Annotated in this window: 22 protein-coding genes and 1 pseudogene; 12 read left to right on the forward strand and 11 right to left on the reverse strand. The window is 69.9% G+C overall.

The annotated features are described in order from the left end of the window. Positions 1 to 3 precede the first annotated feature (3 nt). Both AC07VX_RS16705 and AC07VX_RS16710 read right to left on the reverse strand, forming a co-directional pair. The gene (locus AC07VX_RS16705) at positions 4 to 2,253 is read right to left on the reverse strand and encodes an NHL domain-containing protein (protein ID WP_493165785.1); all 2,250 of its coding nucleotides are present in this window, start codon (positions 2,251 to 2,253) and stop codon (positions 4 to 6) included. 119 nt (positions 2,254 to 2,372) lie between these two features. Next, positions 2,373 to 2,732, reverse strand: a pseudogene (locus tag AC07VX_RS16710) (amino acid--tRNA ligase-related protein); the annotation flags it as partial. Between the two features lie 251 nt (positions 2,733 to 2,983). Here AC07VX_RS16710 and AC07VX_RS16715 point away from each other — a divergent pair. Both AC07VX_RS16715 and AC07VX_RS16720 read left to right on the forward strand, forming a co-directional pair. Next, positions 2,984 to 3,358: a helix-turn-helix domain-containing protein gene (locus tag AC07VX_RS16715; RefSeq protein ID WP_493165784.1), complete on the forward strand. Its 375-nt coding sequence runs from the start codon at positions 2,984 to 2,986 to the stop codon at positions 3,356 to 3,358. After that, on the forward strand, positions 3,351 to 4,049 hold the full coding sequence (locus AC07VX_RS16720; protein ID WP_493165783.1) for a nucleotidyl transferase AbiEii/AbiGii toxin family protein: 699 nt from the start codon (positions 3,351 to 3,353) through the stop codon (positions 4,047 to 4,049). The genes AC07VX_RS16715 and AC07VX_RS16720 overlap by 8 nt, the downstream gene beginning before the upstream one ends. Before the next feature lie 3 nt (positions 4,050 to 4,052). On the opposite strand, the gene lysS is transcribed toward AC07VX_RS16720, so the two are convergent. Next, positions 4,053 to 5,558: a lysine--tRNA ligase gene (gene lysS, locus AC07VX_RS16725; RefSeq protein WP_493165782.1), complete on the reverse strand. Its 1,506-nt coding sequence runs from the start codon at positions 5,556 to 5,558 to the stop codon at positions 4,053 to 4,055. Between the two features lie 46 nt (positions 5,559 to 5,604). Here lysS and AC07VX_RS16730 point away from each other — a divergent pair, with 46 nt between their 5' ends. The 10 genes from AC07VX_RS16730 to cysC are packed head-to-tail and all read left to right on the forward strand — an operon-like array spanning position 5,605 to position 15,203. After that, positions 5,605 to 6,801, forward strand: a complete 1,197-nt coding sequence (locus AC07VX_RS16730; protein ID WP_493165781.1) for a lipopolysaccharide biosynthesis protein — start codon at positions 5,605 to 5,607, stop codon at positions 6,799 to 6,801. After that, complete coding sequence (locus AC07VX_RS16735) at positions 6,798 to 7,367, forward strand: acyltransferase (protein WP_493165780.1); 570 nt, start codon at positions 6,798 to 6,800, stop codon at positions 7,365 to 7,367. The genes AC07VX_RS16730 and AC07VX_RS16735 overlap by 4 nt, the downstream gene beginning before the upstream one ends. Then, the gene (locus AC07VX_RS16740; RefSeq protein ID WP_493165779.1) at positions 7,364 to 8,440 is read left to right on the forward strand and encodes a glycosyltransferase; all 1,077 of its coding nucleotides are present in this window, start codon (positions 7,364 to 7,366) and stop codon (positions 8,438 to 8,440) included. Before AC07VX_RS16735 ends, AC07VX_RS16740 begins: the two co-directional genes overlap by 4 nt. Continuing rightward, complete coding sequence (locus AC07VX_RS16745; RefSeq protein ID WP_493165778.1) at positions 8,437 to 9,663, forward strand: glycosyltransferase family 4 protein; 1,227 nt, start codon at positions 8,437 to 8,439, stop codon at positions 9,661 to 9,663. Before AC07VX_RS16740 ends, AC07VX_RS16745 begins: the two co-directional genes overlap by 4 nt. Next, complete coding sequence (locus AC07VX_RS16750) at positions 9,660 to 10,328, forward strand: methyltransferase domain-containing protein (protein ID WP_493165777.1); 669 nt, start codon at positions 9,660 to 9,662, stop codon at positions 10,326 to 10,328. Before AC07VX_RS16745 ends, AC07VX_RS16750 begins: the two co-directional genes overlap by 4 nt. 19 nt (positions 10,329 to 10,347) lie before the next feature. After that, a complete protein-coding gene (locus AC07VX_RS16755) occupies positions 10,348 to 11,508 on the forward strand; it encodes a DegT/DnrJ/EryC1/StrS family aminotransferase (protein ID WP_493165776.1) in 1,161 nt (386 codons plus the stop codon). Continuing rightward, on the forward strand, positions 11,505 to 12,092 hold the full coding sequence (locus AC07VX_RS16760) for a sugar transferase (RefSeq protein WP_493165775.1): 588 nt from the start codon (positions 11,505 to 11,507) through the stop codon (positions 12,090 to 12,092). Before AC07VX_RS16755 ends, AC07VX_RS16760 begins: the two co-directional genes overlap by 4 nt. 14 nt (positions 12,093 to 12,106) lie before the next feature. Then, complete coding sequence (locus tag AC07VX_RS16765; protein ID WP_493165774.1) at positions 12,107 to 13,972, forward strand: polysaccharide biosynthesis protein; 1,866 nt, start codon at positions 12,107 to 12,109, stop codon at positions 13,970 to 13,972. After that, positions 13,969 to 14,688, forward strand: a complete 720-nt coding sequence (locus AC07VX_RS16770) for a hypothetical protein (protein WP_493165773.1) — start codon at positions 13,969 to 13,971, stop codon at positions 14,686 to 14,688. The genes AC07VX_RS16765 and AC07VX_RS16770 overlap by 4 nt, the downstream gene beginning before the upstream one ends. Beyond that, positions 14,688 to 15,203, forward strand: a complete 516-nt coding sequence (cysC, locus tag AC07VX_RS16775; RefSeq protein WP_493165772.1) for an adenylyl-sulfate kinase — start codon at positions 14,688 to 14,690, stop codon at positions 15,201 to 15,203. Before AC07VX_RS16770 ends, cysC begins: the two co-directional genes overlap by 1 nt. Here cysC and AC07VX_RS16780 read toward each other — a convergent pair. The 8 genes from AC07VX_RS16780 to AC07VX_RS16815 form a co-directional block, all read right to left on the reverse strand. Then, entirely contained in the window at positions 15,193 to 16,566 is a 1,374-nt protein-coding gene (locus AC07VX_RS16780) for an FAD/NAD(P)-binding protein (protein ID WP_493165771.1), read from the reverse strand. The two genes, cysC and AC07VX_RS16780, sit on opposite strands and share 11 nt — an antisense overlap. 17 nt (positions 16,567 to 16,583) lie before the next feature. Further along, the gene (locus tag AC07VX_RS16785; protein WP_493165770.1) at positions 16,584 to 17,342 is read right to left on the reverse strand and encodes an SDR family NAD(P)-dependent oxidoreductase; all 759 of its coding nucleotides are present in this window, start codon (positions 17,340 to 17,342) and stop codon (positions 16,584 to 16,586) included. 7 nt (positions 17,343 to 17,349) lie between these two features. Then, the gene (locus AC07VX_RS16790; RefSeq protein ID WP_493165769.1) at positions 17,350 to 18,012 is read right to left on the reverse strand and encodes an acetyltransferase; all 663 of its coding nucleotides are present in this window, start codon (positions 18,010 to 18,012) and stop codon (positions 17,350 to 17,352) included. Positions 18,013 to 18,019: 7 nt separating this feature from the next. After that, positions 18,020 to 19,267, reverse strand: coding sequence for an acyl-CoA reductase (locus AC07VX_RS16795; protein ID WP_493165768.1), 1,248 nt, complete (start codon positions 19,265 to 19,267; stop codon positions 18,020 to 18,022). Then, positions 19,264 to 20,358, reverse strand: a complete 1,095-nt coding sequence (locus tag AC07VX_RS16800; RefSeq protein ID WP_493165767.1) for a LuxE/PaaK family acyltransferase — start codon at positions 20,356 to 20,358, stop codon at positions 19,264 to 19,266. The genes AC07VX_RS16795 and AC07VX_RS16800 overlap by 4 nt, the downstream gene beginning before the upstream one ends. Positions 20,359 to 20,392: 34 nt before the next feature. Then, positions 20,393 to 21,781: an AMP-binding protein gene (locus AC07VX_RS16805; protein WP_493165766.1), complete on the reverse strand. Its 1,389-nt coding sequence runs from the start codon at positions 21,779 to 21,781 to the stop codon at positions 20,393 to 20,395. Positions 21,782 to 21,819: 38 nt separating this feature from the next. Next, complete coding sequence (locus tag AC07VX_RS16810) at positions 21,820 to 22,044, reverse strand: acyl carrier protein (protein WP_493165765.1); 225 nt, start codon at positions 22,042 to 22,044, stop codon at positions 21,820 to 21,822. A 66-nt stretch (positions 22,045 to 22,110) separates the two neighbouring features. After that, positions 22,111 to 23,229, reverse strand: a complete 1,119-nt coding sequence (locus tag AC07VX_RS16815) for a DegT/DnrJ/EryC1/StrS family aminotransferase (protein ID WP_493165764.1) — start codon at positions 23,227 to 23,229, stop codon at positions 22,111 to 22,113.

Below are 23,229 nucleotides of genomic sequence, written 5' to 3' on the forward strand. Positions count from 1 at the left end.
CCCTCAGTACGAGATCAGCACCAGCGCGTTTTCGTCCACCACCAGGGCCCGTCCCGGCGTGATCACCACCACGCCCTGGACGGCGACGCCCTGGTAGACCGTCTTGACCTGGCCGTCCGGTGCGACGCGCCGGACAAGGTCCGGGCCGTCCGCGACCAGCAACTGCCCTGCCGCGTCGACCGCGATGTGCTCGGCGCGCTGGAAGCTCGCGCTCGAGCGGTAGCCGTCGATGCTCGTCATCCGGCCGGGCTGGCCGGCGACCGTGGTCACGACACCTAAAGCGTCGATCTTGCGGACTGTGTGTTGGTCGGCCACGTAGACATTGCCGGCGCCGTCCACGGCGATGCCCCTGGGCATCGAGAACGTCGCCGCCGCGCCGCTACCGTCCTGGCTGCCCGTGACGCCGGCCTGACCCGCCAGCAGCGTGACCTCGCCGGTGGCGGACATGCGCTGGACCGTGCGGTTGACGACGTCGCTCACGAACAGGCCGCCGTTGCTGCCATAGGCCAGCCCGCCAATGCCGGGGAAGTCGCGGAGAGTGGTCAAGCTGCCGTCGGCGGCCACCTTGCGAACCCTCTGGTAGTCCGCCACGAACCAGGTGCCGTCCGGACCGGCTGCCACATCGCCGGGCAGATCGAAGCCGCCCGTGCCGCGCGGGCCGTCCGCCGCGCTGCTGCCGGCTTGACGGTTGCCCGCCAGCAGGCCCGCGGTGCCATCTGCGGTGACACGCCTCAGCAGGCGGTTGAAGGAGTCCGCGACCGCAATCGTCCCCTGACTGTCGATCGCCACACCTGCCGGATTCCTGAAGCGAGCCACGCGCCCCACGCCGTCGACATCGCCTTCGCCGTTCGCCATCCCGGCCAGTGCCTGGATCGAGCCGTCCGCCCCGATCTTGCGGAGCAGCCCATCGTCCAGCACCGCGATACCTGCCAGGGGGCTGACAGCCACGGCCACGGGCCGCTTCAGCCGCGCCTGCTCCCGCGTGCCGTTGCTGGCCCCGGACTGCAGCGCGGTTCCTGCCACGGTGCTTACCCGGCCGTCGACCTGCACCCGGCGCAGGGTGAAATTGCCGGCGTCCACCACCAGCAGGCTGCCATCGGTGTCGAACGCCAGTGACGAAGGCCTGTTGAAGCGGGCCGCAGCGCCCACGCCATCGGCGCTGCCTGCGCTGCCGCTCTGACCCGCCAGGGTGCTCACCTGGCCGAGGGTGTCGATTTTGCGCAAGCTGTGATTGCCGCCATCGGACACGAGGATGTTGCCGGCGCCATCCAGCGCCAACCCCGAAATGCTGCCGAAGCGTGCCTGCGCAGCCGGTCCGTCAGTGGTGCCCGCAAGACCTGCCGTGCCGGCCACCACCGTGATCACACCCTGGGCGTCGAGCCGGTACACGCATGCGATGCCGCTCAGGTAGAGGTTGCCCTGCGAGTCGCCGGCGATGGCGGTCATCGCCGTCGTGGGCGTCGAGCTGCCAACGGCCTGGTTGAAAGCGGCCTGGTCAATGATCAGGGTTGCCGTTGAGGTGGCGCGTGAGATCCTGTCTAGGCGGATGAAGCTGGTGTCGATGAAGCCACCAGGCAGGTTGGTGATGAAGTTGGTGGCCACCACCCAATCACCACCCGGCAGCGAGGCGAGCAGACTGGGTGCGCCGCCCTCGTACCGGTACGGTGTCAGCGTGGCCACGGTCCCGTCGGCGGCAACACGCCGCAGCCGCGAAGGGGCGTCGAGGACCTCCCAGCCGCCATCCGGCCCGGCCACAAGGGCGGTGGGGGCGCTGAAGCGCGCCTGCTCGCCCACGCCATCGCGAAAGCCCGGCCCGCCGGGTTGGCCGGCCAGCACGCCGACCGCCTTGTTCAGGTGAATCACGGCGCTGGAACTCGCCACCTGGCCCGCGCTGTTGCTGGCGAGCAGGCGAAGGCGCGTACCCTCGTCAGCGTCGGTCAGCGTGGGCAGTGTCAGCGATGCGCTGGTGGCGCCAGCCAGATCGGTCCAGTTCACGCCGTCTGCGCTGCGCTGCCACTGCAGCGCCGGGCTGGGCGAGCCGCTGACCGAAGCCGACAGGACTGGACGGGTGCCGACGAAGGCGGTCGTGTCCAGCGGTGAAGCGCTGAATGCCGGCATGGTGGCCGTAGGCCCGGGAGGCGTCGTGGTGCCACCACCGCCGCCACCGCCGCAACCATTCAGCATCAGCACGATGCCGATGCCAGCCCCCAGGCGCCGCGTCAATCGCCCGATGCAATCAGCGGTGTTGCTCACCGTTTTCCCCTGTCGTCTGAACGGGCCGCATGCTAAGAGCGCGAGGGGGCGATTCGTGTCTTGGCTTACCGACTGTCACCAGGGGAATATGCACGCGGCGCTGCCGCCGCGTGGCGTGGTTAGGGTTCTTGCCTCAGCGCCGGGAACAGGATCACGTCGCGGATCGACGGCGAATCGGTGATCAGCATCATCAGCCGGTCGATGCCGATGCCGCAGCCGCCCGTCGGGGGCATGCCGTATTCCAGCGCGCGGATGAAGTCGGCGTCGAAGAACATCGCTTCCTCGTCGCCGGCATCCTTGTTGGCCACCTGGGCGTGGAAGCGCGCGGCCTGGTCCTCGGCGTCGTTCAGCTCCGAGAAGCCGTTGGCGTACTCGCGGCCCGTGATGAAGAGCTCGAAGCGCTCGGTGATCTTGGGGTTGGCGTCCGATGCGCGGGCCAGCGGCGAGACCTCGACGGGGTAGTCGATGATGAACGTGGGATGAAGAACGGTCGCCTGGTCGGGGTGTACCGCATGGCCGATGTGACGGAAAACGAGGTGCTGGCGATGATCATTGCGGGGAAAGCGCCCGCAGTCGCTGCAGCTTGATTGTTTCTCATTTTGTTCAAAATTCAGCCTTTGACTAAAATGAGAAACATATGCCCGCCAAAGCGCCGCCCGTTCCGCCCCATGTCGCCACCCAGCTGGAAGCGCTGGGCGAGCGCATTCGCGCCCAGCGCGAGCGGCAGAAGGTGACGGCAACCGATGCTGCCGAGGCCGCCGGCATGTCGCGCGTGACGCTGCACCGCGTGGAGCGCGGCGAGCCTTCGGTGACCATGGGCGCCTATCTGAGCGCCATGTCGGCCGTCGGGCTGAGCCTGCAGGTGCGCGAGCCCGACGCGGCATTCGCGTCGGCGCTGCCGGCTACGGTGCGCCTGGACGACTACCCCGCGCTCAGGCAACTGGCCTGGCAGCTGCCCGGCGTGACCGAGCTGAGCCCTGCCCAGGCCCTCGACCTCTACGAGCGCAACTGGCGCCACCTCGACCGTGACGGACTGCAGCCGCAGGAACGCCGGCTGATCCAGGCACTGGTCGACGAGTTGGGGGGAGGGCGGCTGCTTGTTTGAGCGCGAGCACCACCGCCGCATCGCGGCCGTGCTCGCCGCGCTGGATGCTGACGTGTTGGCCGCTCACGCCTGCTGGTTTGGCGGCGGCACCGCCATGGCCCTGCGTTATGGCGAATACCGCGAGTCGCTGGACATCGACTTTCTCGTGTCCGACCTCGCCGGCTACCGCGCACTACGCCAGTTGCTGACCGGCCCGGCAGGCCTGGGCGCCCTCGTGAAGACAGGTGCCGAGCTGGCGCTGGCGCGTGAGCTGCGGGTAGACCAGTACGGCATGCGCACGCTGGTGCGCGAAGGCGGGGTGGCGATCAAGTTCGAGATCGTGCTGGAGGCGCGTATCGCCTTCGACCCACCCGGTCCGGCAGACGCCATCGCCGGCGTGCTGGGGCTGACGCCGCTGGACCTGGCCGCGGGCAAGCTGCTGGCCCTCGCCGATCGCTGGCGCGATGACGGCGTCTTCAGCCGCGACCTCATCGACCTCGCCATGATGCAGCCGCCCAAGCCCTTGCTGCGTGCGGCCATCGCCAAGGCGGCAACGGCCTATGGCGACAGTGTCGAAAGCAGCCTGGCCAGCGCCGTGCAGGACTTGCGCGAACGCCCCCACCGGCTGGATGCCTGCATGGCGGCGATGCAGATGACGACCCTGTCCAAGGCCCAGCTGTGGGCCCGGATCAAGGCGCTGGAGAAGCGCTGAGCGTCAGGCTTCGCGCCGCAACGCCGGGAACAGGATCACGTCGCGGATCGACGGCGAATCGGTGATCAGCATCATCAGCCGGTCGATGCCGATGCCGCAGCCGCCCGTCGGGGGCATGCCGTATTCCAGCGCGCGGATGAAGTCGGCGTCGAAGAACATCGCTTCCTCGTCGCCGGCATCCTTGTTGGCCACCTGGGCGTGGAAGCGCGCCGCCTGGTCCTCGGCGTCGTTCAGCTCCGAGAAGCCGTTGGCGTACTCGCGGCCCGTGATGAAGAGCTCGAAGCGCTCGGTGATCTTGGGGTTGGCGTCTGACGCGCGGGCCAGCGGCGAGACCTCGACGGGGTAGTCGATGATGAAGGTGGGCTCCCACAGCTTCTCTTCGACGACGGCTTCGAACAGGCCGAACTGCAGCTCGGCCAGGCTCCAGCGGGCCGGGGCTTCCTCGCCGGCGGCGACGATGCGGGCGCGCAGCACCTCGGGGTTGTCGGCTTCCTCACCGGTCAGCCCGGCGAACTGGATCAGCGAGTCACGCACCGACACGCGGGCGAAGGGCTTGTCCAGGGCCACGGGCTTGCCGGCATAGGTCAGCGCGGCGCTGCCGGTGGCGGCAACGGCGGCGTGGCGCAGCACGGCCTCGGTGAAGTCCATCTGGTCGTGATGCGTCCAATAGGCCGCATAGAACTCCATCATCGTGAACTCGGGGTTGTGCCGGACCGAGATGCCTTCGTTGCGGAAGTTGCGGTTGATCTCGAACACGCGCTCGAAGCCGCCCACCACCAGCCGCTTGAGGTACAGCTCCGGCGCGATGCGCAGGAACATCTCCTGGTCCAGCGCGTTGTGGTGGGTCTTGAAAGGCTTGGCGTTCGCGCCACCCGGGATGGGGTGGAGCATGGGCGTCTCGACCTCCAGGAAGCCGTGTTCGACCATGAAGCTGCGGATGGCCGACACCGCCTTGGAGCGCGCCGTGAAGCGCTTGCGAGCGTCCTCGTCGGTGATCAGGTCGACATAGCGCTGGCGGTACTTCTGCTCCTGGTCGGTCATGCCGTGGAACTTGTCAGGCAGCGGGCGCAGGCTCTTGGTCAGCAGGCGCAGCGTCGTCACGGCGACGGACAGCTCGCCGGTCTTGGTGCGCATCAGCGTGCCCTCGGCGCCCAGGATGTCGCCCAGATCCCAGTGCTTGAAGGCGTCGTAGACCTCGGGGCCCACGTTGTCGATGGTCACGCGCAGCTGGATGCGGCCGGTGGCGTCCTGCAGCGTGCAGAAGCTGGCCTTGCCCATCATGCGCTTGAGCATCATGCGGCCGGCCACGGTCACCTTGACGGCCTGGGGCTCCAGCTCCTCGTTGGGCACCTCGCCGTACTGGACCTGCAGGGGTTGGGCACGGTGCTGGGGCTTGAAATCATTGGGGAAGGGCACCGCAGTGGTGGCCCGCAGCGCGGCCAGTTTGGCGCGGCGCTCGGCGATCAGTTGGTTGTCGTCGGCAGCGGGAGTCGGAGGGGTCGTGGTCATTGCGGGCCTTCAGTCGAACCAGCGATTCTAGAATCTCGCGCCCTCTATGAGCCTGACGCGCGCCACCTTCACCTTGCTTGCCGGCAGCGCGCTGGCCCAGGCCATCCCGCTTTTGCTGGGGCCGTGGATAGCGCGGCTCTACACGCCGGCCGAGTACGGGCAGTTCTCCCTGGTCTGGACGGTGGCCAGCAACCTGGCCGTTGTCGGCTGTGCGCGCTACGAGTTCGCGCTGGCCTTGGAGAAGGACGAGGCCGTCGCCGCCGCCCTGCTGGCGCTGTGCCTGCGCCTGCTGCTGGCGATGGCGGCCGTCGCCATCCTCGTCGGCGGGGCCTGGATGCTGTGGGCCGACCTGCCTGCCGCCGCGGCGCTGCCGCTGATCGTGCTGGCGGCCTCGGCCAGCCAGGCCCTGGCGCAGTGGGCGGCCCGGGCGGGCGAGTTTGCCGCGCTGGCCTGGGCCCGTGTCGTGCAATGGGGCGGCGGCGCCGTCGCCCAGGTCGGTTTCGGGCTGCTGCAGGCGGGGCCCTGGGGCTTGATCGGCGGCGCGACGCTGGCCACTGCTGCGGCCGCCGTGATGCAGGCCCGGCCGGCGCCTGCGGGCGGCTGGCGCGGGCTGCTGGCGCCCCGGCCGCTGCGCGAGATGGCCGTCAGGCACCGCGACTTCCCGTTGCTGAACACGCCCCATGCCTTTGCCGGCGCGCTGCAGGACACGCTGGCCATCGCGCTGCTGACGGCCTGGCTGGGTTCGCCCGAGGCCGGCGCCTGGGCGCTGGCCCTGCGCTATCTGAAGGCGCCGGCGTCACTGGTCGGCGGATCGCTGTCCCAGGCCCTCTACCCGCGGCTGGCGCAGGCGGCTACCCTGGCCGAAGCGCGCGCGCTGGTGCGCCACAACCTGCTGCTGCTGGCGGCCCTGGCGTTGCCGCTGATGCTGGCTCTGCTGGCCTTCGGCCCCTGGCTGTTCGCCACTGTCTTCGGGCCCGAATGGCGCGGTGCGGGCGAGCTGGCGCGGTCGCTGGCGCCCTACATAGCGCTGCACTTCATCGCCTCGCCGCTGTCCGTCGTGCTGATGGCCTGGGGCGCCCAGGCCTGGGGGCTGAAGCTGGCCCTGGTGGGCCAGGCGCTCTTCATCGCCGGGCTTGCGGCAGGCCTGCAGCTGGGCGGCCTGGCCGGCGCGGGCTGGGGTGTGTCCGCGGCGATGCTGCTCTACTTCGGCTACTTCTTCTGGGCACTGTGGACCTGGGAATGATGCGTGTCTTCCTGAACCGCCTGCGCCGCCGCTGCGTGCGGCTGATCGGCTTTCGCGTGCTGTTCGGCGAGGCCGGCGCGCCGCATTCGCGCATTGCGCCCAGCACCTGCATCGAGGGCGAGGCCGGCCTGCAGCTGGCCGATCACGTCTTCATCGGCCAGTTCAACTTCATCGATGCCGGCGCCGGTCTCGTCATCGAGGAGGGCGTGCAGATCACCAATTTCTGTTCCATCGTGACCCACAGCACCCACGACGCCCTGCGCGTGAACGGCCGACGCAGCGCCACGCTGGGCGGCGAGCTGCCGGGCTACCGCAAGGCGCCGATCCGCCTGGGCGCCTACAGCTTCGTCGGCCCGCACAGCCTCATCGAGCCGGGCAGCACGCTCGGCAAGGGCGCCATCCTGTGTGCCTACTCGCAGCTGCGCGGCACGGCGCCCGACTTCGCCATCATGGCCGGCCGGCCGGCCGCCCAAGTGGGCGACACCCGCGAGCGCGACGAGGCCCTGCTGCAGAAACATCCCGAGCTCCGGGCGGCCTACGAGGCTTGGGCCGGAGGCCCGCAATGAGCCTGGGCGGCGGTCTGAAACTTGTCCTCATCGGCGACGGCGAAAGCCCCCACCTGCTGAAGTGGGCCCGCGCGCTGAAGCCGCGCGTGCAGCTGCATGCTATTTCCTCCCGCGGCTTCCTGCCGGAGTTCCATCAGCTGCTGCCCGATGCGCAGCGGCTGGCGCTGAACACCGCGCCCGATCATGGCGGCGGCAATGTCGCGCTGATCAAGCAGCTGCCCAAGGTCGGCGCCTGGCTGGCCGAGACCGATGCCGACTGGCTGCATGCCCACTACCTGACCTCGCACGGCAGCCTGGCCTGGGCGGCCCGCATGGGCTGGCGGCTGCGCGCGCAGATCGCCGGCTCGGCCTGGGGCAGCGACATCCTCGTCACGCCCAACCGCGGCGGCGCCTGGCGCTGGATGACGAAGAAGGTGCTGCGCGAATGCGCCGTGACGACATCGGACTCGGCCCACATGGCCGAGCGCATGCGCGAGCTCGGCGCGCGCGAGGTGATGACCTTTCCCTTCGGCCTGGAAGCCCTGCCGAAGCAGAACGCGAGGAAGCAGCCCTGGCTGTGCTTTGCCAACCGCGGCCTGGAGCCCATCTACCGGCCGCAGCTCGTCATCGACGCCTTCGCCCGCATCGCCGCGGCCCAGCCCGAGGCGCGCCTCGTTGTCGCCAACGACGGCTCGCTGCGCCAGGCGCTTGAAACCGACGTCAAGGCGCGTGGCCTTGCCGACAAGGTCAGCTTCGTCGGCCGGCTCGACGCGCAGGCCCAGGCCAGCCACTACGCCCGCTCAACGTGGTTCATCAGCCTGCCGGAGAGCGACTCCGTGTCGGTGTCGGTGCTCGAGGCCATGGCCCACGGCTGCGTGCCGCTGCTGTCGGAGCTGCCCGCCAACCGCGAGCTGATCGGCGACTCGGCGCGAGGCCTCATCGTCGGCTCGCTGGACGACCTGCCGGCGCGCATGGCCACGCTGGACGCGGCCAGGCTGGCCATCGTCAACCGCGACTGGGTCGCCGCCAACGGCCTGTTCGAGCCCCATGTGCAGCGTTTCCTGACCCGCTTGAAGGAGCTGACTCCGGCATGAGGATCCTCCTCGTCAACCACTACGCCGGCTCGCCCGCCCATGGCATGGAATTCCGGCCCTACTACCTGGCCCGCGAATGGGTGAGGGCGGGGCACGAGGTCACCATCGTCGCGGCCAGCTACTCGCATGTGCGGGCCGTGCAGCCCGCGATGCAGGGACTGCCGCGAGAGGAGCTCATCGACGGCATCCGCTACCGCTGGCTGCCGACGCCCCACTACGCCGGCAACGGCGTCGGCCGGCTGCGCAACATCCTGTCCTTTCTCCGCCAGCTGCGTGCTGACGCCTGGCGGCTGACGCGCGAGTTCCGGCCCGATGCGGTCATCGCGTCCAGCACCTACCCGATGGACGTCTGGGTGGCGAAGAAGCTGGCCAAACTCGCCAAGGCCAAGCTGGTCTACGAGGTGCACGACCTCTGGCCGCTGTCTCTCATCGAGCTGTCCGGCATGTCGCCGCGCCACCCCTTCGCGCTGATGTGCGGCAAGGCCGAGGCCGACGCCTACCGCGACGCCGATGTGGTCGTGTCCATGCTGCCCTGCGTGCACCAGCACATGGCTTCCCGGGGCCTGGATCTCGCCAAGCTGCACATCGTGCCTAACGGCTTTGCGCCCGAGGAATGGCAGGGCGAGAGCGCGCCGCTGGGCCAGACCTTGCAGGCCCACCTCGACGCCGAGCGCGCGGCCGGCCGAGTCATCGTCGGCTATGCCGGCTCCATGGGCCTGCCCAATGCGCTGGACGTGCTGCTCGACGCCGCCGCCAGGCTGCGTGACCAGCCCATCAGCTTCGTGCTGGTGGGCAGCGGCCACGAGGCGACGCGCCTGGCCGATCGCGCGGCAGCCGAGGGCCTCGGGAACGTGCGCTTCTTCGCCCCCATCCCCAAGGCCCAGATCCCGACCTTGCTGGGCCAATTCGACATCGCCTACATCGGCTGGCAGCGCACGCCCATCTACCGCTTCGGCATCGCGCCCAACAAGCTCATCGACTACCTGATGGCGGGGCGTGCCGTGCTGCATTCGGTCGAAGCCGGCAACGACCCGGTGGCCGAAGCCGGTGCCGGCCTGACCGTGCCGCCCGAGGATGCCGAGGCCGTGGCCCGGGGCCTGCTGGAGCTGGCCGCCCTGTCGCCCGCCGAGCGTGCCGCGATGGGCGCACGCGGCCGCGCCTTTGCGATGGCACACCATGCCTATCCCGTGCTGGCAGCCCGCTTCATCGAGGCCTTGTCATGACCGAGCTGCAGCGTATCGCCGAGCGCTACGCCCGCCGTGACGCGGGTGATCGCTACAGCCTGCTGCGCCCCGAGGTCTGGCAGATGTGGCAGGAGCGCCAGCGCGAGCTGCTCAGGCTGCTGGCGCCGCGCTCCGGCCGCCCGGCCGAGTGGCGTGCCGCAGAGGTTGGCTGCGGGGCAGGCGGCAATCTGCTGGACCTGTTGCGCCTGGGCCTGCTGCCCGCGCACCTGACGGGGGTGGAACTGCTCCCCGAGCGCCTGGCCGCCGCCCGTGCGGCCTTGCCCGAGGGCGTGCGCCTGCTGGCCGGCGACGCCTCCACGGCCGACATCGCGCCCGCCAGCCAGGACCTGGTGCTGCAGTCCACCGTCTTCTCCTCCATCCTCGACGACGCGCTGCAGCAGCGCGTGGCTGACGCGATGTGGCGCTGGGTGAAGCCTGGTGGTGCCGTCGTCTGGTACGACTTCACCGTCGACAACCCGCGCAACCCCGACGTGCGCGGCGTGCCGCTGGTGCGTGTGCGCGAACTCTTCCCGCAAGGCCGCTTCACGGCCCGCCGCGTCACGCTGGCGCCACCCCTGGCCCGCGCCCTGCCGGCTGCCTACGCCCTGCTCAACCTCGTCCCCTGGCTGCGCACCCACCGCCTGGTGCTGATCGAGAAACCCTGATGCCTGAAAATCCTGCCCGATGAGCGCCCAGCCCTTCCTCCCCTTTGCCCTGCCGGAACTCGGTGACGACGAGATCGCCGAGGTCGTCGACACGCTGAAGTCAGGCTGGATCACGACCGGCCCCAAGGCCAGGCGCTTCGAGCAGGCGTTCGCCGAGTTCCTCGGCGACCCTCAGATCGAGTGCATCGCCGTCAACTCGGCCACGGCTGGCCTGCACCTGGCGCTGGAGGCCATCGGCCTGGGCCCCGGCGACGAGGTCATCACGACCACCCATACCTTCACGGCCACGGCCGAGGTCGTGCGCTATCTCGGCGCCGACGTGAAGCTGGTCGATGTCGATCCGCTCACGCTGAACATCGACATCGCGGCCATCGAGGCCGCGATCACGCCCAAGACCCGCGCCATCCTGCCCGTGCACTACGCCGGCCTGGCCGTGGACATGCTGGCCGTCCTCGACATCGCGCGCCGCCACGGCCTGCGCGTCGTCGAGGACGCCGCCCACGCGCTGCCGACGACGCTGGAGAAGGAGCTGATCGGCACGCTGGGCAGCGACGCCACCGTCTTCAGCTTCTATGCCAACAAGACCATGACGACGGGCGAGGGCGGCATGCTGGTGACGCGCAACCCGGAACTCGCCAGGCGTGCCCGCGTGATGCGCCTGCACGGCATGAGCCGTGATGCCTTCGACCGCTTCACCGCCAAGGTGCCGAGCTGGTACTACGAGATCGTCGCGCCCGGCTTCAAGTACAACCTGACCGACATCGCCGCGGCCCTGGGCCTGCACCAGCTCAAGCGCCTGCCGGCCTTCCAGGTGCGTCGCGAGCAGATCGCGATGCGATATCACGAGGCCTTCGCCGACCTGCCCCTCATCCTGCCGCCCGACGCACCCGAGGGCGACGTGCATTCCTGGCACCTCTACGTCATCCGCCTGGCCGACGACGCCGGCCTCACGCGCGACGAATTCATCGAGGGCATGTTCGCCGCCGGCATCGGCTGCAGCGTGCATTACGTGCCCCTGCACCTGCACCCCTACTGGCGTGACCGCTACGGCCTCACGCCCGAGCAGTTCCCGAAGTCGCAGAAGGTCTACGAGCGCACGGTCAGCCTGCCGCTGTACACGGCCATGAGCGATGCGGACGTGGAGCGCGTCATCGCCGCCATGCGCGGCCTGCTCACTTGATCAAGCGCCTGTTCGACGTGCTCAGCTCGGCGCTCGGACTGCTTGTGCTGGCGCCCGTGCTGCTGCTGGCGGCCGCCTGGATCAAGCTCGACTCACCCGGCCCGGCCCTGTTCCGGCAGACCCGCGTCGGCCGCTTCGGCGTGCCCTTCACCATCCACAAGTTCCGCACCATGCGCGTGGAGCCCGGCGCAGCCATCACCGTCGGTGCCGACCCGCGCATCACGCGCTCGGGCCATTGGCTGCGCCAGACCAAGCTCGACGAACTGCCCCAACTGTGGGACGTGCTGCGCGGCGCGATGAGCCTCGTCGGCCCGCGGCCCGAGCTGCCGCGCTACGTCGAGCTCTACCCGGCCGGGCTGCGCGAACGCGTGCTGTCCGTGCGCCCGGGCATCACCGACCCGGCCTCGCTGGCCTTCAGCCACGAAGCCGAGCTGCTGGCCGCTGCCGCAGACCCCGAGCGCGAGTACCGTGAGGTCGTCATGCCGGCCAAGCTGAAGCTCTCCGCCGACTACGCGGCACGGGCCAGCCTCGCGACCGACCTGCGGCTGATCCTCGCGACCCTGGCCCGCGTCGCCCGGGGCTGACAATCCCGCTTCCGATGAACTGGCAGTTTCTCGACACCCTGCTCACGCGCCTGCGGCCCCACCGCGAGGCGCTGGCCCTGCTGCTGGACGTCCTCGTCGTCGCCATTGCCTGGCAGGCCACCTACCTCTTTCGCCTCGGCTTCGAACGCTGGTTCTCGGCCCGGCCCGACTACGACGGCTGGGTCATGCTGGGGCTGCTGGGCGTCTACGCGGTCGTGCTGTGGGGGCTGCGCGTGCCCAAGGGCATGTGGCGCTTCTCCGGCTTCGGCGAGGTCAAGCGCCTGGCCGTGGCCTGCGCGTTGGCCGGCCTGATCGGCGCCACCGTCGTGCTGATGGCCCACCTGCGCGCCGTGCCGCGCGCGGTGCTGGCGCTGCATCCCCTCTTCACGCTGATGCTGCTGGCCATGATGCGCATGGGCTACCGCATGCTCTACGAACACATGCGCAGCCGCATCAGCGGCAGCGCGCAGGAGCGCCGCCGCGCCCTCGTCATGGGCGCGGGCGACGCGGGCCGGCTGCTGGTGGCGGGCATCCAGCACAGCCAGGGCTGGGTGGTGGTCGGTTTCCTTGATGACGATCCCGCCAAGCTGGGCGGCCGCGTGGCCGGCCTGGCGGTGCTGGGTGACCTGAGCCAGGCGCGGCGCTTTGCCGACGTGCATGGCGTGACCCACCTCATCGTGGCCATGCCGGCGGCGTCCGTGGCGCAACGCCGCCGCGCACTGGACCTGGCCGGCGCCACCGGCCTGCCGGTGCTGACCGTGCCCAGCAGCACCGAGCTGCTGGCCGGCCGCCGCGTCAACGAGGTGCGTGACATCGAGCCCGAGGACCTGCTGGGGCGCCCGTCGGTGCAGCTCGACGAGGCCGGCATCTCGGAGAGCATCAATTCGCGCATCGTCATGGTGACGGGCGCCGGCGGCAGCATCGGCAGCGAGCTGTGCCGCCAGATCGCCCGCTATGGCCCGCGGTCCATCGTGCTCTACGAGCTCAGCGAATACGCCCTCTACACCATCGAGCAGGCGCTGGCCGAGGCCTTTCCGCACCTGCCGCTGGTGCGCGTCATTGGCGACGTGAAAGACCTGGCGCACCTGCGCGCCTGCTTCGCGCGCCACCGGCCGCAGCTGGTCTTCCATGCTGCCGCCTTCAAGCATGTGCCGCTGATGGAGGAGGCCGACAACTCGGCCGCCTGCATCCGCAACAACACGCTGGGCACCTTCAACGCGGCGCTCGCCGCGGCCGAGGTGGGCGCGGAGCGCTTCGTGCTGATCAGCACCGACAAGGCGGTGAACCCCACCAATGTGATGGGCGCCACCAAGCGCGCCGCCGAGATGGCGCTCGTGGCGCTGGCCCAGCGGCACCCGGCCACGCGCTTCATGGCCGTGCGCTTCGGCAACGTGCTGGGTTCCAGCGGCAGCGTGATCCCGAAGTTCAAGGAGCAGATCGCCCGTGGTGGCCCCGTGACGGTGACGCACCCGGACATCATTCGCTACTTCATGACCATTCCCGAGGCCGCCCGCCTCGTCATCCAGGCCGCCGCCATCGGCGAGAGCGGCCAGGTGCTGGTGCTGGACATGGGCGAGCCGGTGCGCATCGCCGACCTGGCGCGGCAGATGATCCGCATGAGCGGGCATTCCACCGACGACATCCGCATCGAATACACCGGCCTGCGGCCCGGCGAGAAGCTCTACGAGGAGCTGCTGGCCGACCAGGAGACCAGCCTGCCGACCACCTGTGCGGGCGTGCGTATCGCGCGCCTCGTCGACGACGGGGCCGGCGAGCGCGTGCTCGACGACCTGACCCACCTCGACGCCGCGCTGCCGCGCGCCCTGCTGGGGCGCTGGCTGGGCGCCGAGTTCCACGCCCCCCACACGGAGCCCCGATGACCGTCTTCCGATCCGTCCGCCGCGTCGCCGCGCCGCTGCTGCTGGCCTGTGCAAGCCTGATGGCACTGCCGGCTTCGCCGGTGCACGCCGCCGAACTCGCCGTGGCCGCTTCCGCGGCTTTTCATCTGCCTGCCCGGCCCAGCGAAATGCTTCGCGTGCCCCAGGCCACCTGGGAGCCCCTGCTCGTCGAAGCCGCCGCGCAGCTGGAGGCCCAGGCCCGGAGCTTCGATGCGCTGCCGCGCGGAGCCCGCATCGAGCTGTGCATCCGTCGCGCGCTGCTGGCCCAGATGCGTGGGCAATGGGCCGAGGCCATCGCCGCCGTGACCCAGGCGCGTCAGTTGCAGGACAACGAGAACGGCCGCCACATGGCCGGGCTGCTCAACGAGCTGCTGGCACGCCATGCCCTGGCACAGGCCGCGCCGCAGGACTTGACGAAGGCGCTGCGCGAGCGCGTGCTGGCCATGCCCTGGGACGAGGTGGGTGCCACCGTGCGCACCTTGTCGGCACAGCTGGCGACGATGAAGGCAGAGGACGTCGAGGCCTTCGTGGTGCAGCGCCTGGATCTGTCTGCCGAGGTCACCCGGCGCCAGGTCGACCTGGCCTTCGTCATGCAGGTCATCGGCCTGCGCTTCCAGTTGCTTGAAGTGCTGCCGCGCCGCGACGCCCTGCTGGCAGGCCTGGACGAAGCCATCGCCGTGCGGGAGCGGGCCCAGTGATGCCGCCACGGGTGCTGTGGCTGACGGGGCTGTCGGGATCGGGCAAGTCCACGCTCGCGACGAGCCTTCACAGGCGTCTGCGCGACAGCGGTCGCATGGCCGTCGTGCTCGACGGCGACGCCGTGCGGGCCGGGCTGTGCCGGGGCCTGGGTTTCAGCCCCGAGGACCGCAGCGAGAACATCCGCCGTGTCGCGGAAGTCGCCAAGCTGATGCGGGAGGCGGGCCTCGTAGTCATCTGCGCGCTGATCTCGCCGCTGCGCGCCGATCGCGCGATGGCACGCGACATCGTCGGCGAGGCGCATTTCCGGGAAGTCCATGTGGCCACGCCGCTGGCCGTCTGCGAGCAGCGCGACCCCAAGGGCCTGTACCGCAACGCCCGTGCCAATGCGCTGATCCAGTTCACCGGGATCTCGGCGCCCTACGAAGAGCCGCAGGCGCCCGACCTGCGCATCGACACCAGCAAGGTGGACGTCGACACCGCCGTGGCTGCCCTCGAGGCGCTGCTCAGCGACTGACCAGGCTGGCCGCCAGTGCGGCTGCGTGCTCGCGCAGCTCGGGCACGGCGGTCGCCTCCCAGCGCTGGGCCCGTAGATGTGGGCCGAGATAGTGCAGGCCCGGTTGACCCTGACCGCTGGCGTCAAGGATGCGATAGCCCTCGTCCACCAGCAGGCCCAGGCCGTGCGGGCAGGCTTGCAGCCGGCCGGCCTGCTGCAGGCGCCACAGCAGCGGTGACGAGCCGGCATCGATGGCCGAAGACGGCCCCGAACAATTGACGATACGGTCCGCGCTGAAACGCTCGATGCGGCTGCTGCCGCGCGGCCGCCAGTGCAGGCTCAAGGTCTGTCCCTCGGGGCGCACGGCCACCACCCGGCCCGCTGCCTGGCGCAGGCGGCCGCTGGCCAGCGCCTCATCCAGCACGGCGCGGGCCTGTGGTGCGGCACGGTGGCGGTGCACATCCCAGTAGGGCAGCAGGTGGCGCAGGAACCGGCTGCGGTCGCGCGCGTCCAAAGCCTGCCAGGCGGCGGGCGTGCGGGCGCGCAAAGCCGCCCAGACGTCGCGCCAGTCGACTCCCGCAGCGCGGGCGCGGGCCAGTTCCCCCCTGAAGCGCCGCAGGCCTTCACGCAACCCCGGCAGGCTGGCGATCTCGGGGGCCAGTGTCCAGGGCGGCGGCGGCAGCTCGTTGCTGCGATGGCCTTGAGGCAGCAGGCCACGGCGTGACAGGGCCAGCACGGGACCGCGGTGGCCGTGGGCGCGCAGCGAGATCAGCACGTCCAGCATGGTCAGGCCGCTGCCGATGAGGGCGACACTCGCCTGCGGCGCCAGGCCCTCCCAGGCCGCATCGATCCAGGGGTCGGGCACATAGCCGGCAAGGCCCGGTGCAGCGAGGTCGGGGTGGGGCGGGCGCGGCGCCAGGTTGCCCAGGGCCAGTACGACGGCATCGAAGCGGGCCGCCGGGCTGTCGTCCGCAAAGTCAAGCCACCAGCCGCCGGCAGACCCGGGCCGGCAATCGGTGACGGTCGCGACACGCTGGTGCAACCCCACTTGAGGGCAGCTGGCCGCGCGCTGGGCCAGCGCCGCTTCCAGGTAGTCGCCATAGCAGCGGCGTGGCACGAACTCGTGGCCGTCGAGCGTTCGCCACCTGGCGTCGCTGGCGCGCAGCCAGTCGACGAAGTGCGCGGGCCGTGCCGGATCCAACCCCATGCGCGCAGCGGGCACGTTGAGCAGGTGGTCTGCGGAGCTGGTGCCATAGGCGAGGCCGCGGGCGAAGCGGCCCGAGCCGTTGATCATGGTCACGCGGCTGCCGGGTGGCAGCCGGCCTAGCAGCTGCCAGGCGAGGGCAACGCCGCTGAAGCCGGAACCGACGAGGGCGATGTCCAAGGCGGGCGGCCGCGGGTTCAGATCAGCATGCCGCCGTCGACGCCGATGACCTGGCCGGTCACGTAGGTCGACAGGTCGCTGGCCAGGAAGAGGGCCACGCGGGCCACTTCGTCCGGGCTGCCGATGCGGTTCATCTTGATGGAAGCCAGCCGTTCGGCGAACTTGTCGGCGGGGATGGAGCGGGCCATGTCGGTGTCGATGAAGCCCGGCGCGATCGCGTTGACCCGGATGTTCTGCGGTGCCAGCTCCTTGGCGAGCGACTGCGTGATGCCGATGACGGCAGCCTTGCTGCCCGCATAGACCGTCTGCCCGACGTTGCCGTTGCGGCCGATGATGGAGCTGACGTTGATGATCGCTCCGCCGCCGCTGCGCGCGATCAGGCGGCTGGCGTACTGGGCGCAGTAGATGGTGGCGTAGGTGTTGGTGGCGAAGGTGCGCTCGATCTGGTCGCGACTGACCATGCCGATCAGCGCATCGTCCAGCACGCCGGCGTTGGCCACCAGTGCGTGCAGCTTCTTGTGCTCGCGCAGGATGGCCTGGAAAACCTCGCGCACCTGGCTGCTGTCGGTCACGTCGCAGACCTTGCCCTGCACCTGCGCCGCCGGGCAGGCGTCGCGTATGCCCTGGCAGGCGACTTCGAGCGCGTCGGCATGGCGGCCGAGCAGGATGGTGGTGGCGCCGGCTTCGGCAAACACGCGCGCGGTGGTCAGGCCGATGCCGCGCGTCGCCCCGGTGATGACGGCGACCTTCTGGTCGAGGAGGGCGGGAATGATCATGGACGTTTCAACGCAGGCCGGCCAGGCGGTTGGGGACGACGAGGGTCTGGCCTCGCACGGAGATCAGCTGGCGGTCCGGGGCTGACTGACGCACGGCACTGTGGGCATCCACCGTGCAGTCGGCGCCCAGCTGCACCTTGGGGAAGAGGGTGGCGCGCGTGCCGAGGAAGCAGCCCTCGCCAAGGCCCGAGTCGCCGCTGAGGGCGCAGTAGGGCGACAGCACCGAATGCGCGCCGATGCGGCTGCCGTGGCCAACGCTGCAATGGACGTTGACGGCGACGTTGTCCTCCACCACCGCATGGGCGTTGACGATGCTGAAGGGGCAGACGATGGTGCCCTCGCCCAGGCGCGCTGACGGCGAGACGCGGGCGCCCGGGTGGACGTAGGTGAAGAGCCGGCCGCCGCGCTCACGCAGCAGCGAGGCGATCTTGCGCCGCCCGGCCACGCTGCCCACGGCGATGACGATGCGGTCGTCCGGGCCGGGCTGGAAGTCGGCGATGCTGCCGACATGGCGCACGGCCGGGTCGCGGCGCAGCAGCTCGCAGTCGCTGCCGTCGTTGAGCAGCCCCAGCGTGGCGTCGGGCCAGCGTCCGGCCTGCAGGTCGCTGCACAGGTAGTCCCACAGTTCGAGACCGAAGCCGCCGCCGCCGGCGATCAGGATTCTGGGCATGGGTCGCTCAGGAGGTTGTGGGAGGCAGGCTGATCTGGCGCGTGAACGCGCCGAACAGGTCCATGCCGTCCCAGAGGGTGTCGAAGTCGAGCGCGCGGCCCAGGGGCACGATGCGATCCACTGCGCGCGGGGGCAGGGCGTCGACCAGCTCCAGCAGCGTCTCGCGCGAGAAGCCGTGCACCGTCAGGGTCTGTTCCTTGTCGGTGAGCTGGGGCGCCAGGTCGGCGAGGCGGTCCAGCCGCTGCTCGAGAAATAGGCCATTGCCGCAGTGCAGCTCCTTGGCCAGCGGATCGATGCCGGCTTCCAGGTCCAGGCGGGTCGGGAAGGCCGCGAGGGTGCCAGCGTCGGCCGGATGGGCTCGCGCCGCCGCAGCCAGTTCGCAGGTCGCGGCAAGGCGGGCCACGGTCATGGCCGGCGTGTTCTCCGGCTGGCGCCGCGCCAGGTCGGCCTGCACCGCGGCCCAGAAGCGGGGGCGAGCCTGCTGGCAGGCCGCCTCTGGGCCGATCCAGGCCAGCACGCGCGGCGATGAGCAGGCCTGCTGCGCGAACCAGAAGGCGTCGTTGTGGAAGGCCTCGGCAAGGCGCGGCCAGCCCTCCTCGGGCAGGGCCAGCAGGGCCTGTGCATCGAAGGCGGCCAGTGAGAAGCGGTCGGGGAAGCACAGCTCGAAGGCCGTGGGTCGCAGCGGGATGGCGCGCAGTGCGCTGACGGTGGCGTCGCCGCCCCAGACCACGCGCAGCATGGCCGCCATCGAGATGGTACGCGTGACGGCCTCGTCGTGCGGGTAGGTGAAGAGCACGATGCGGCCGGCGATGGGCTGGCCGGCATCCTCGGCCAGCACGTCGCGCAGTGCGCCGAGGAAGTAGTTCAGCTGGGCCGAGGTCTTCTGCGACACGCGCACCCAGTTGACGTTGCCGGCCAGAAGCGAGATGAGCCAGGAGTACATGGCCACCGAGTCGACGTTGGCCGGCGCGATGTGGAAGGCCAGGCCGCGGCCGCGCGCGACGCGGTCCGCGGCACGGGGGAGGGCCTCTGCCAGGTCGCGCAGCCGCGCGGGGCGGAACCAGTGCGCCAGCGCGGCCAGCTCGGGAAACTCGCGCACCTGCCGGTCCGTCAGCAGTCGCCGCGACAGCCGCCCCACGAAGGCCACGGCACGCGGGTCGAAGGGGGTCCAGGCCGGCGTTGCGGCCGCTGCCTGCAGGGCCGTCGCCAGGTCCGCGCCGGCGGGCTGCCCGACGAAGAAATGCACGGCGCTCATGCCAGCACCCGCGTATCGCTGCAGCCGCGCAGCTCGACCTGGGGCAGGCGGCCCAGCACCGTGAAGTGGCGGCCCGGGCGGCCGCAGGGGCAGTCGTCCTCGCCTTCGAGCCGGCCCAGGTCCTCGGTCAGCAGCGAGTGGCCGGGATAGCTGGTCGGCAGCGCGCTGAGCACCTGGATCGCGCCGGGCTGGCCGGCCGGCAGGGGCTTCAGCGTGGCCGTGTCGCGCACGATGACGTCGGCAAAGACCGGGGCGTGCAGATGGCCTTGCTCGCATTCCATGAAGATGGAGCCGACCTGCTCGACCATGCCGTAGTAGTTGTAGACCCGCTCGATGCCGGTGCAGGCCGCCAGGCGGCGCTTGAAGCTCGCGTTGTCCACCTGCTGGTCCGTCAGCCGCTTCCAGCCGCCGCCGTGGATGAGCACGCTGCCCGGCGGGAAGCGCAACACCTGGCCACGCTGCTCCAGCGCCTGCACGAGGCGTTGCCAGACGACGAAGGTGAAGCCGAAGGTCAGCACCGGTGTCTCGGGGTGGCGTGCCAGCCAGTCTTGCAGTGCGTCGAGCTGCAGCTCCAGGTGGCGGTCCAGGCAATAGTGGTGATCGCGGCCGAAAACCGAGAAGCCCAGGATGCCGGCAGCGCGTGCGTTGAACTGGGTGCGGTCCCTGAGCAGGTCGGCACTGTCGACGATGACCATGGGAAGTCGCTGGCGACCCAGGAAGGACGCCATGATGGCGGCCAGCACGCGGGTCTGGCGCACCGAGGTCTCCTTGTCCAGCACGATGCGCGAGACCGCCTGGCCGGTGGTGCCACTGGAGGTCAGCGTCTTGATGATGTCCTGGCTCGGTGCGCTGCGCAGGTCCAGCGTCTTGAACAGGCGCACCGGCAGGTACGGCAGGTCCTCGCGCGTGGCCGCGGGGCCTGGAGCGAACAGGCGCTCACGGATGTTGGCGTAGGGCGGGCAGCGCTCGGCGTGCCAGCGGGTCAGCGCGTTCAGCGTGGGCAGCAGCAGGGCTTGCTTGTCGGTGCGGCCCAGGCCGTAGGGGGCCGCCATGTCGAAGGGCAGTCCCGGCAAGGGGTGCTGCGTGATCATGCGCGTTTCACGGTCTGCGGCCGGTCCCAGAGGTTCATTCGAAGTCGGCCCGGAGGGCCTGGTAGTCACGCTTGCCCGAGGCCAGCGCGGGCAGTTCCGGCACCACGCGCACGCGCTGCAGGCTGTGGTGGATGCGCAGCGAAGCCTGCAGGAATTGTCGCCCAGCTTCAGCTAGCGCCTCGGAGTTGCCTTCGATCCAGGCCACCAGCCGCTCGTCACGCCCCGACACCATGACTGGCGTGTCCAGTGCCGTTTGCAGCTGACGCTCCACTTCGTCCAGACCGATGCGGTTGCCAGTCAACTTGATGAAGCGGCTGCGCCGGCCGGTGATGTAGAAGTAGCCGTCTTCGTCGCAGCGTGCGAGGTCGCCGGTGTGCAGACGGCCTTGCAGCATGTCACCCAGGGCCAGGTCTGTGCGTGACTCGGCGTAGCCCAGCATCACGTTGGGGCCGCAATAAATCAGCTCGCCGTGCACGGGGTCCAGTTCAAGCCGGCCGCCCGGGATGGCGATGCCGATGCTGCCCAGCTTGTCCTGTAGGCGCTCGGGCGGCACGTAGGCGATGCGGGCAGTGGCCTCGGTTTGGCCGTACATAACGAAAAAGCGCCAGTCGCGTTCGCGGGCGTGCTGCGCGAAGCGGGCCATCAGCCGCTCGTCCAGGCGGCCACCCGCCTGCGTCAGCGTGCGCAGGCAGGGGTAATCGGCCGTCAAGAAGCCGGTGCGGGCGAGCATCTGGTAGACGTAGGGGACGCCGGCCAGCGAAGTGACCTCGTGCTCACGGAGCGCCTGGCTGAACTCGGGGCTTATGACGCTCAGCTCCCGCAGCGCCAGCGAGGCTCCCGCGGCGAGGTGGCTGTTCACCACCGAAAGACCATAGGAGTAGTGCATCGGCAGCACCGTCAGCGCGCGTTCGCCGGGATGCAGTCCCAGGTAGGCGGCAATGGACTCGGCGTTGCTCTGCAGATTGCCGTAGGACAGGCGGACCAGCTTTGGGCTACCGGTGGAGCCGGAGGTGCTCAGCAGCAAGGCGAGCTCCTCGCCCAGCACGAGGCCGTCGCCCGCTGCCGGCCCGCTTTCGAGCGGCAGACCCGAGCCTGCGAGCGTCGCCCCGGCATCCGCGCCAGGCCGGCCCAGCATCCAGTCGGGCCGGTAGCGCTCCAGCAGGGCATTGGCCAGATCGGGGCGGATGTCGGCCGGCAACAGCAACGGTACCTGGCGGGCACGCAGGCAGGCCAGGTAGGCCACCAGGGCGGCCCGCGTGTTGGTCATGTAGAGGAAGCCCAGCCGCCGCTCGCCAAGCAAGCGCAGCTGCGCAGCTGCGCGCTCAGCCAGAGCAGACAACTCCGCGTGGTCTAGCGAGCCTTGAGCGTCGACCACGGCGGGCCGCAGGGCGAGGTGGCTCGGCGGCGGGGCCCAGAATGCCATTGGTGTGATCGTTGCAGCTCGGGCGGTGCCCGAGCGGGTCAGAGGTACTTCGCGACGATTTTCTTGGCCTCGGCGAAGCTGCTCATGGCGATCACGTCCTCCGCGTCGATCATGATTTCGAAGCCTTCCTCGATGGCGGCGATCAAGGCCATGTGGGCCACCGAATCCCATTCGGGCAGCTCGGCGTATTTGAGCTCGTCGGTGACGGCGCTGAGCTTGAGGCCCAGGGCCTCGGAGAAGATCTGTTGGAGTTTGTCTTGCATGTTTGAAGGGCCTGTGGCGCAGGCTTTCTCAAAGGCGTGGAAAGGCTGTGGTTGGCGTCGGGCTGTTCAGCCCTTCGCGCTGGCGGCGATCACGTCGATGATGCGGGCCTGGTCAGCAGCTTCCAGCTCAGGGTAGATCGGCAGGCACAGGACCTGGTCCGCGGCCTTGGTTGCCACCGGGAGGTTGGCCGGCGCCGACGAGGGCAGGGCGCGGTACATCGGGAAGCTGCTGATCAGCGGGAAGAAATAGCGCCGGGCATAGATGTTGTGCTCGCGCAGCCTGGCGTAGAGCTCGTCCCGGGTGAGGCCGTAGTCGGGCCCGACGAGGATCGGGAAATAGGAGTGATTCTGGCGCCGCGCCGGGCCGGCCGGCACGCAGCTGATGCCCTTCACTTCGGCAAGCGCCGTACGGTAGCGCGCGTCGACCTCGCCGCGCAGGCGCAGGGCTTCGTCCACATGCTGCAGCTGTGCCAGGCCCAGCGCGGCATTGAACTCGCTCATCTTGCCGTTGATGCCCGGCGCGACCACCGTCGTCTCGTCGACGATGCCGAAGTTCTTCAGGTGGTCGATGCGCTGCTTGGTCTTGGCATCCTTGCAGATGATGGCGCCGCCCTCGAAGGTGTTGAACACCTTGGTGGCGTGGAAGCTCAGGATGGACATGTCGCCATGGTTGAGCACGCTGCCGTCCTCGCCATCGACAGCGAAGGCGTGCGCCGCGTCGTAGATGACCTTGAGGTTGTAGGTGTCGGCGATGCGCTGGATGGCCTCGACATCGCAGGGATGGCCGTAGCAGTGCACCGGCATGATGGCCGTCGTCTGCGGCGTGATGGCGGCCTCGATCTTGGCCGGGTCGAGGTTGAAGTTCTGCGGATCCACATCCACGAACACCGGCTTGATGCCGTTCCACAGCAGGGAGTGGGCCGTCGCGACGAAGGAGTAGGGCGTGGTGATCACCTCGCCGGTGATGCGCATGGCCTGCAGCGCAGTCACCAGCGCCAGCGTGGCGTTCGAGAACAGGGCCACCTGGGGCACGCCCAGGTACTCCGCCAGCGCCTTCTCGAACTGCTGGTGCATGGGCCCGCCGTTGGTCAGGAACTTGCTGTCCCAGACCTTGCGCAGGTAGGGCAGGAACTCTTCCAGCGGTGGCAGGTAGGGCTGGGTGACGTAGATAGGTTTCTGGCTCAT

Source organism: Roseateles sp. GW821-FHT03B02 (assembly GCF_059421025.1).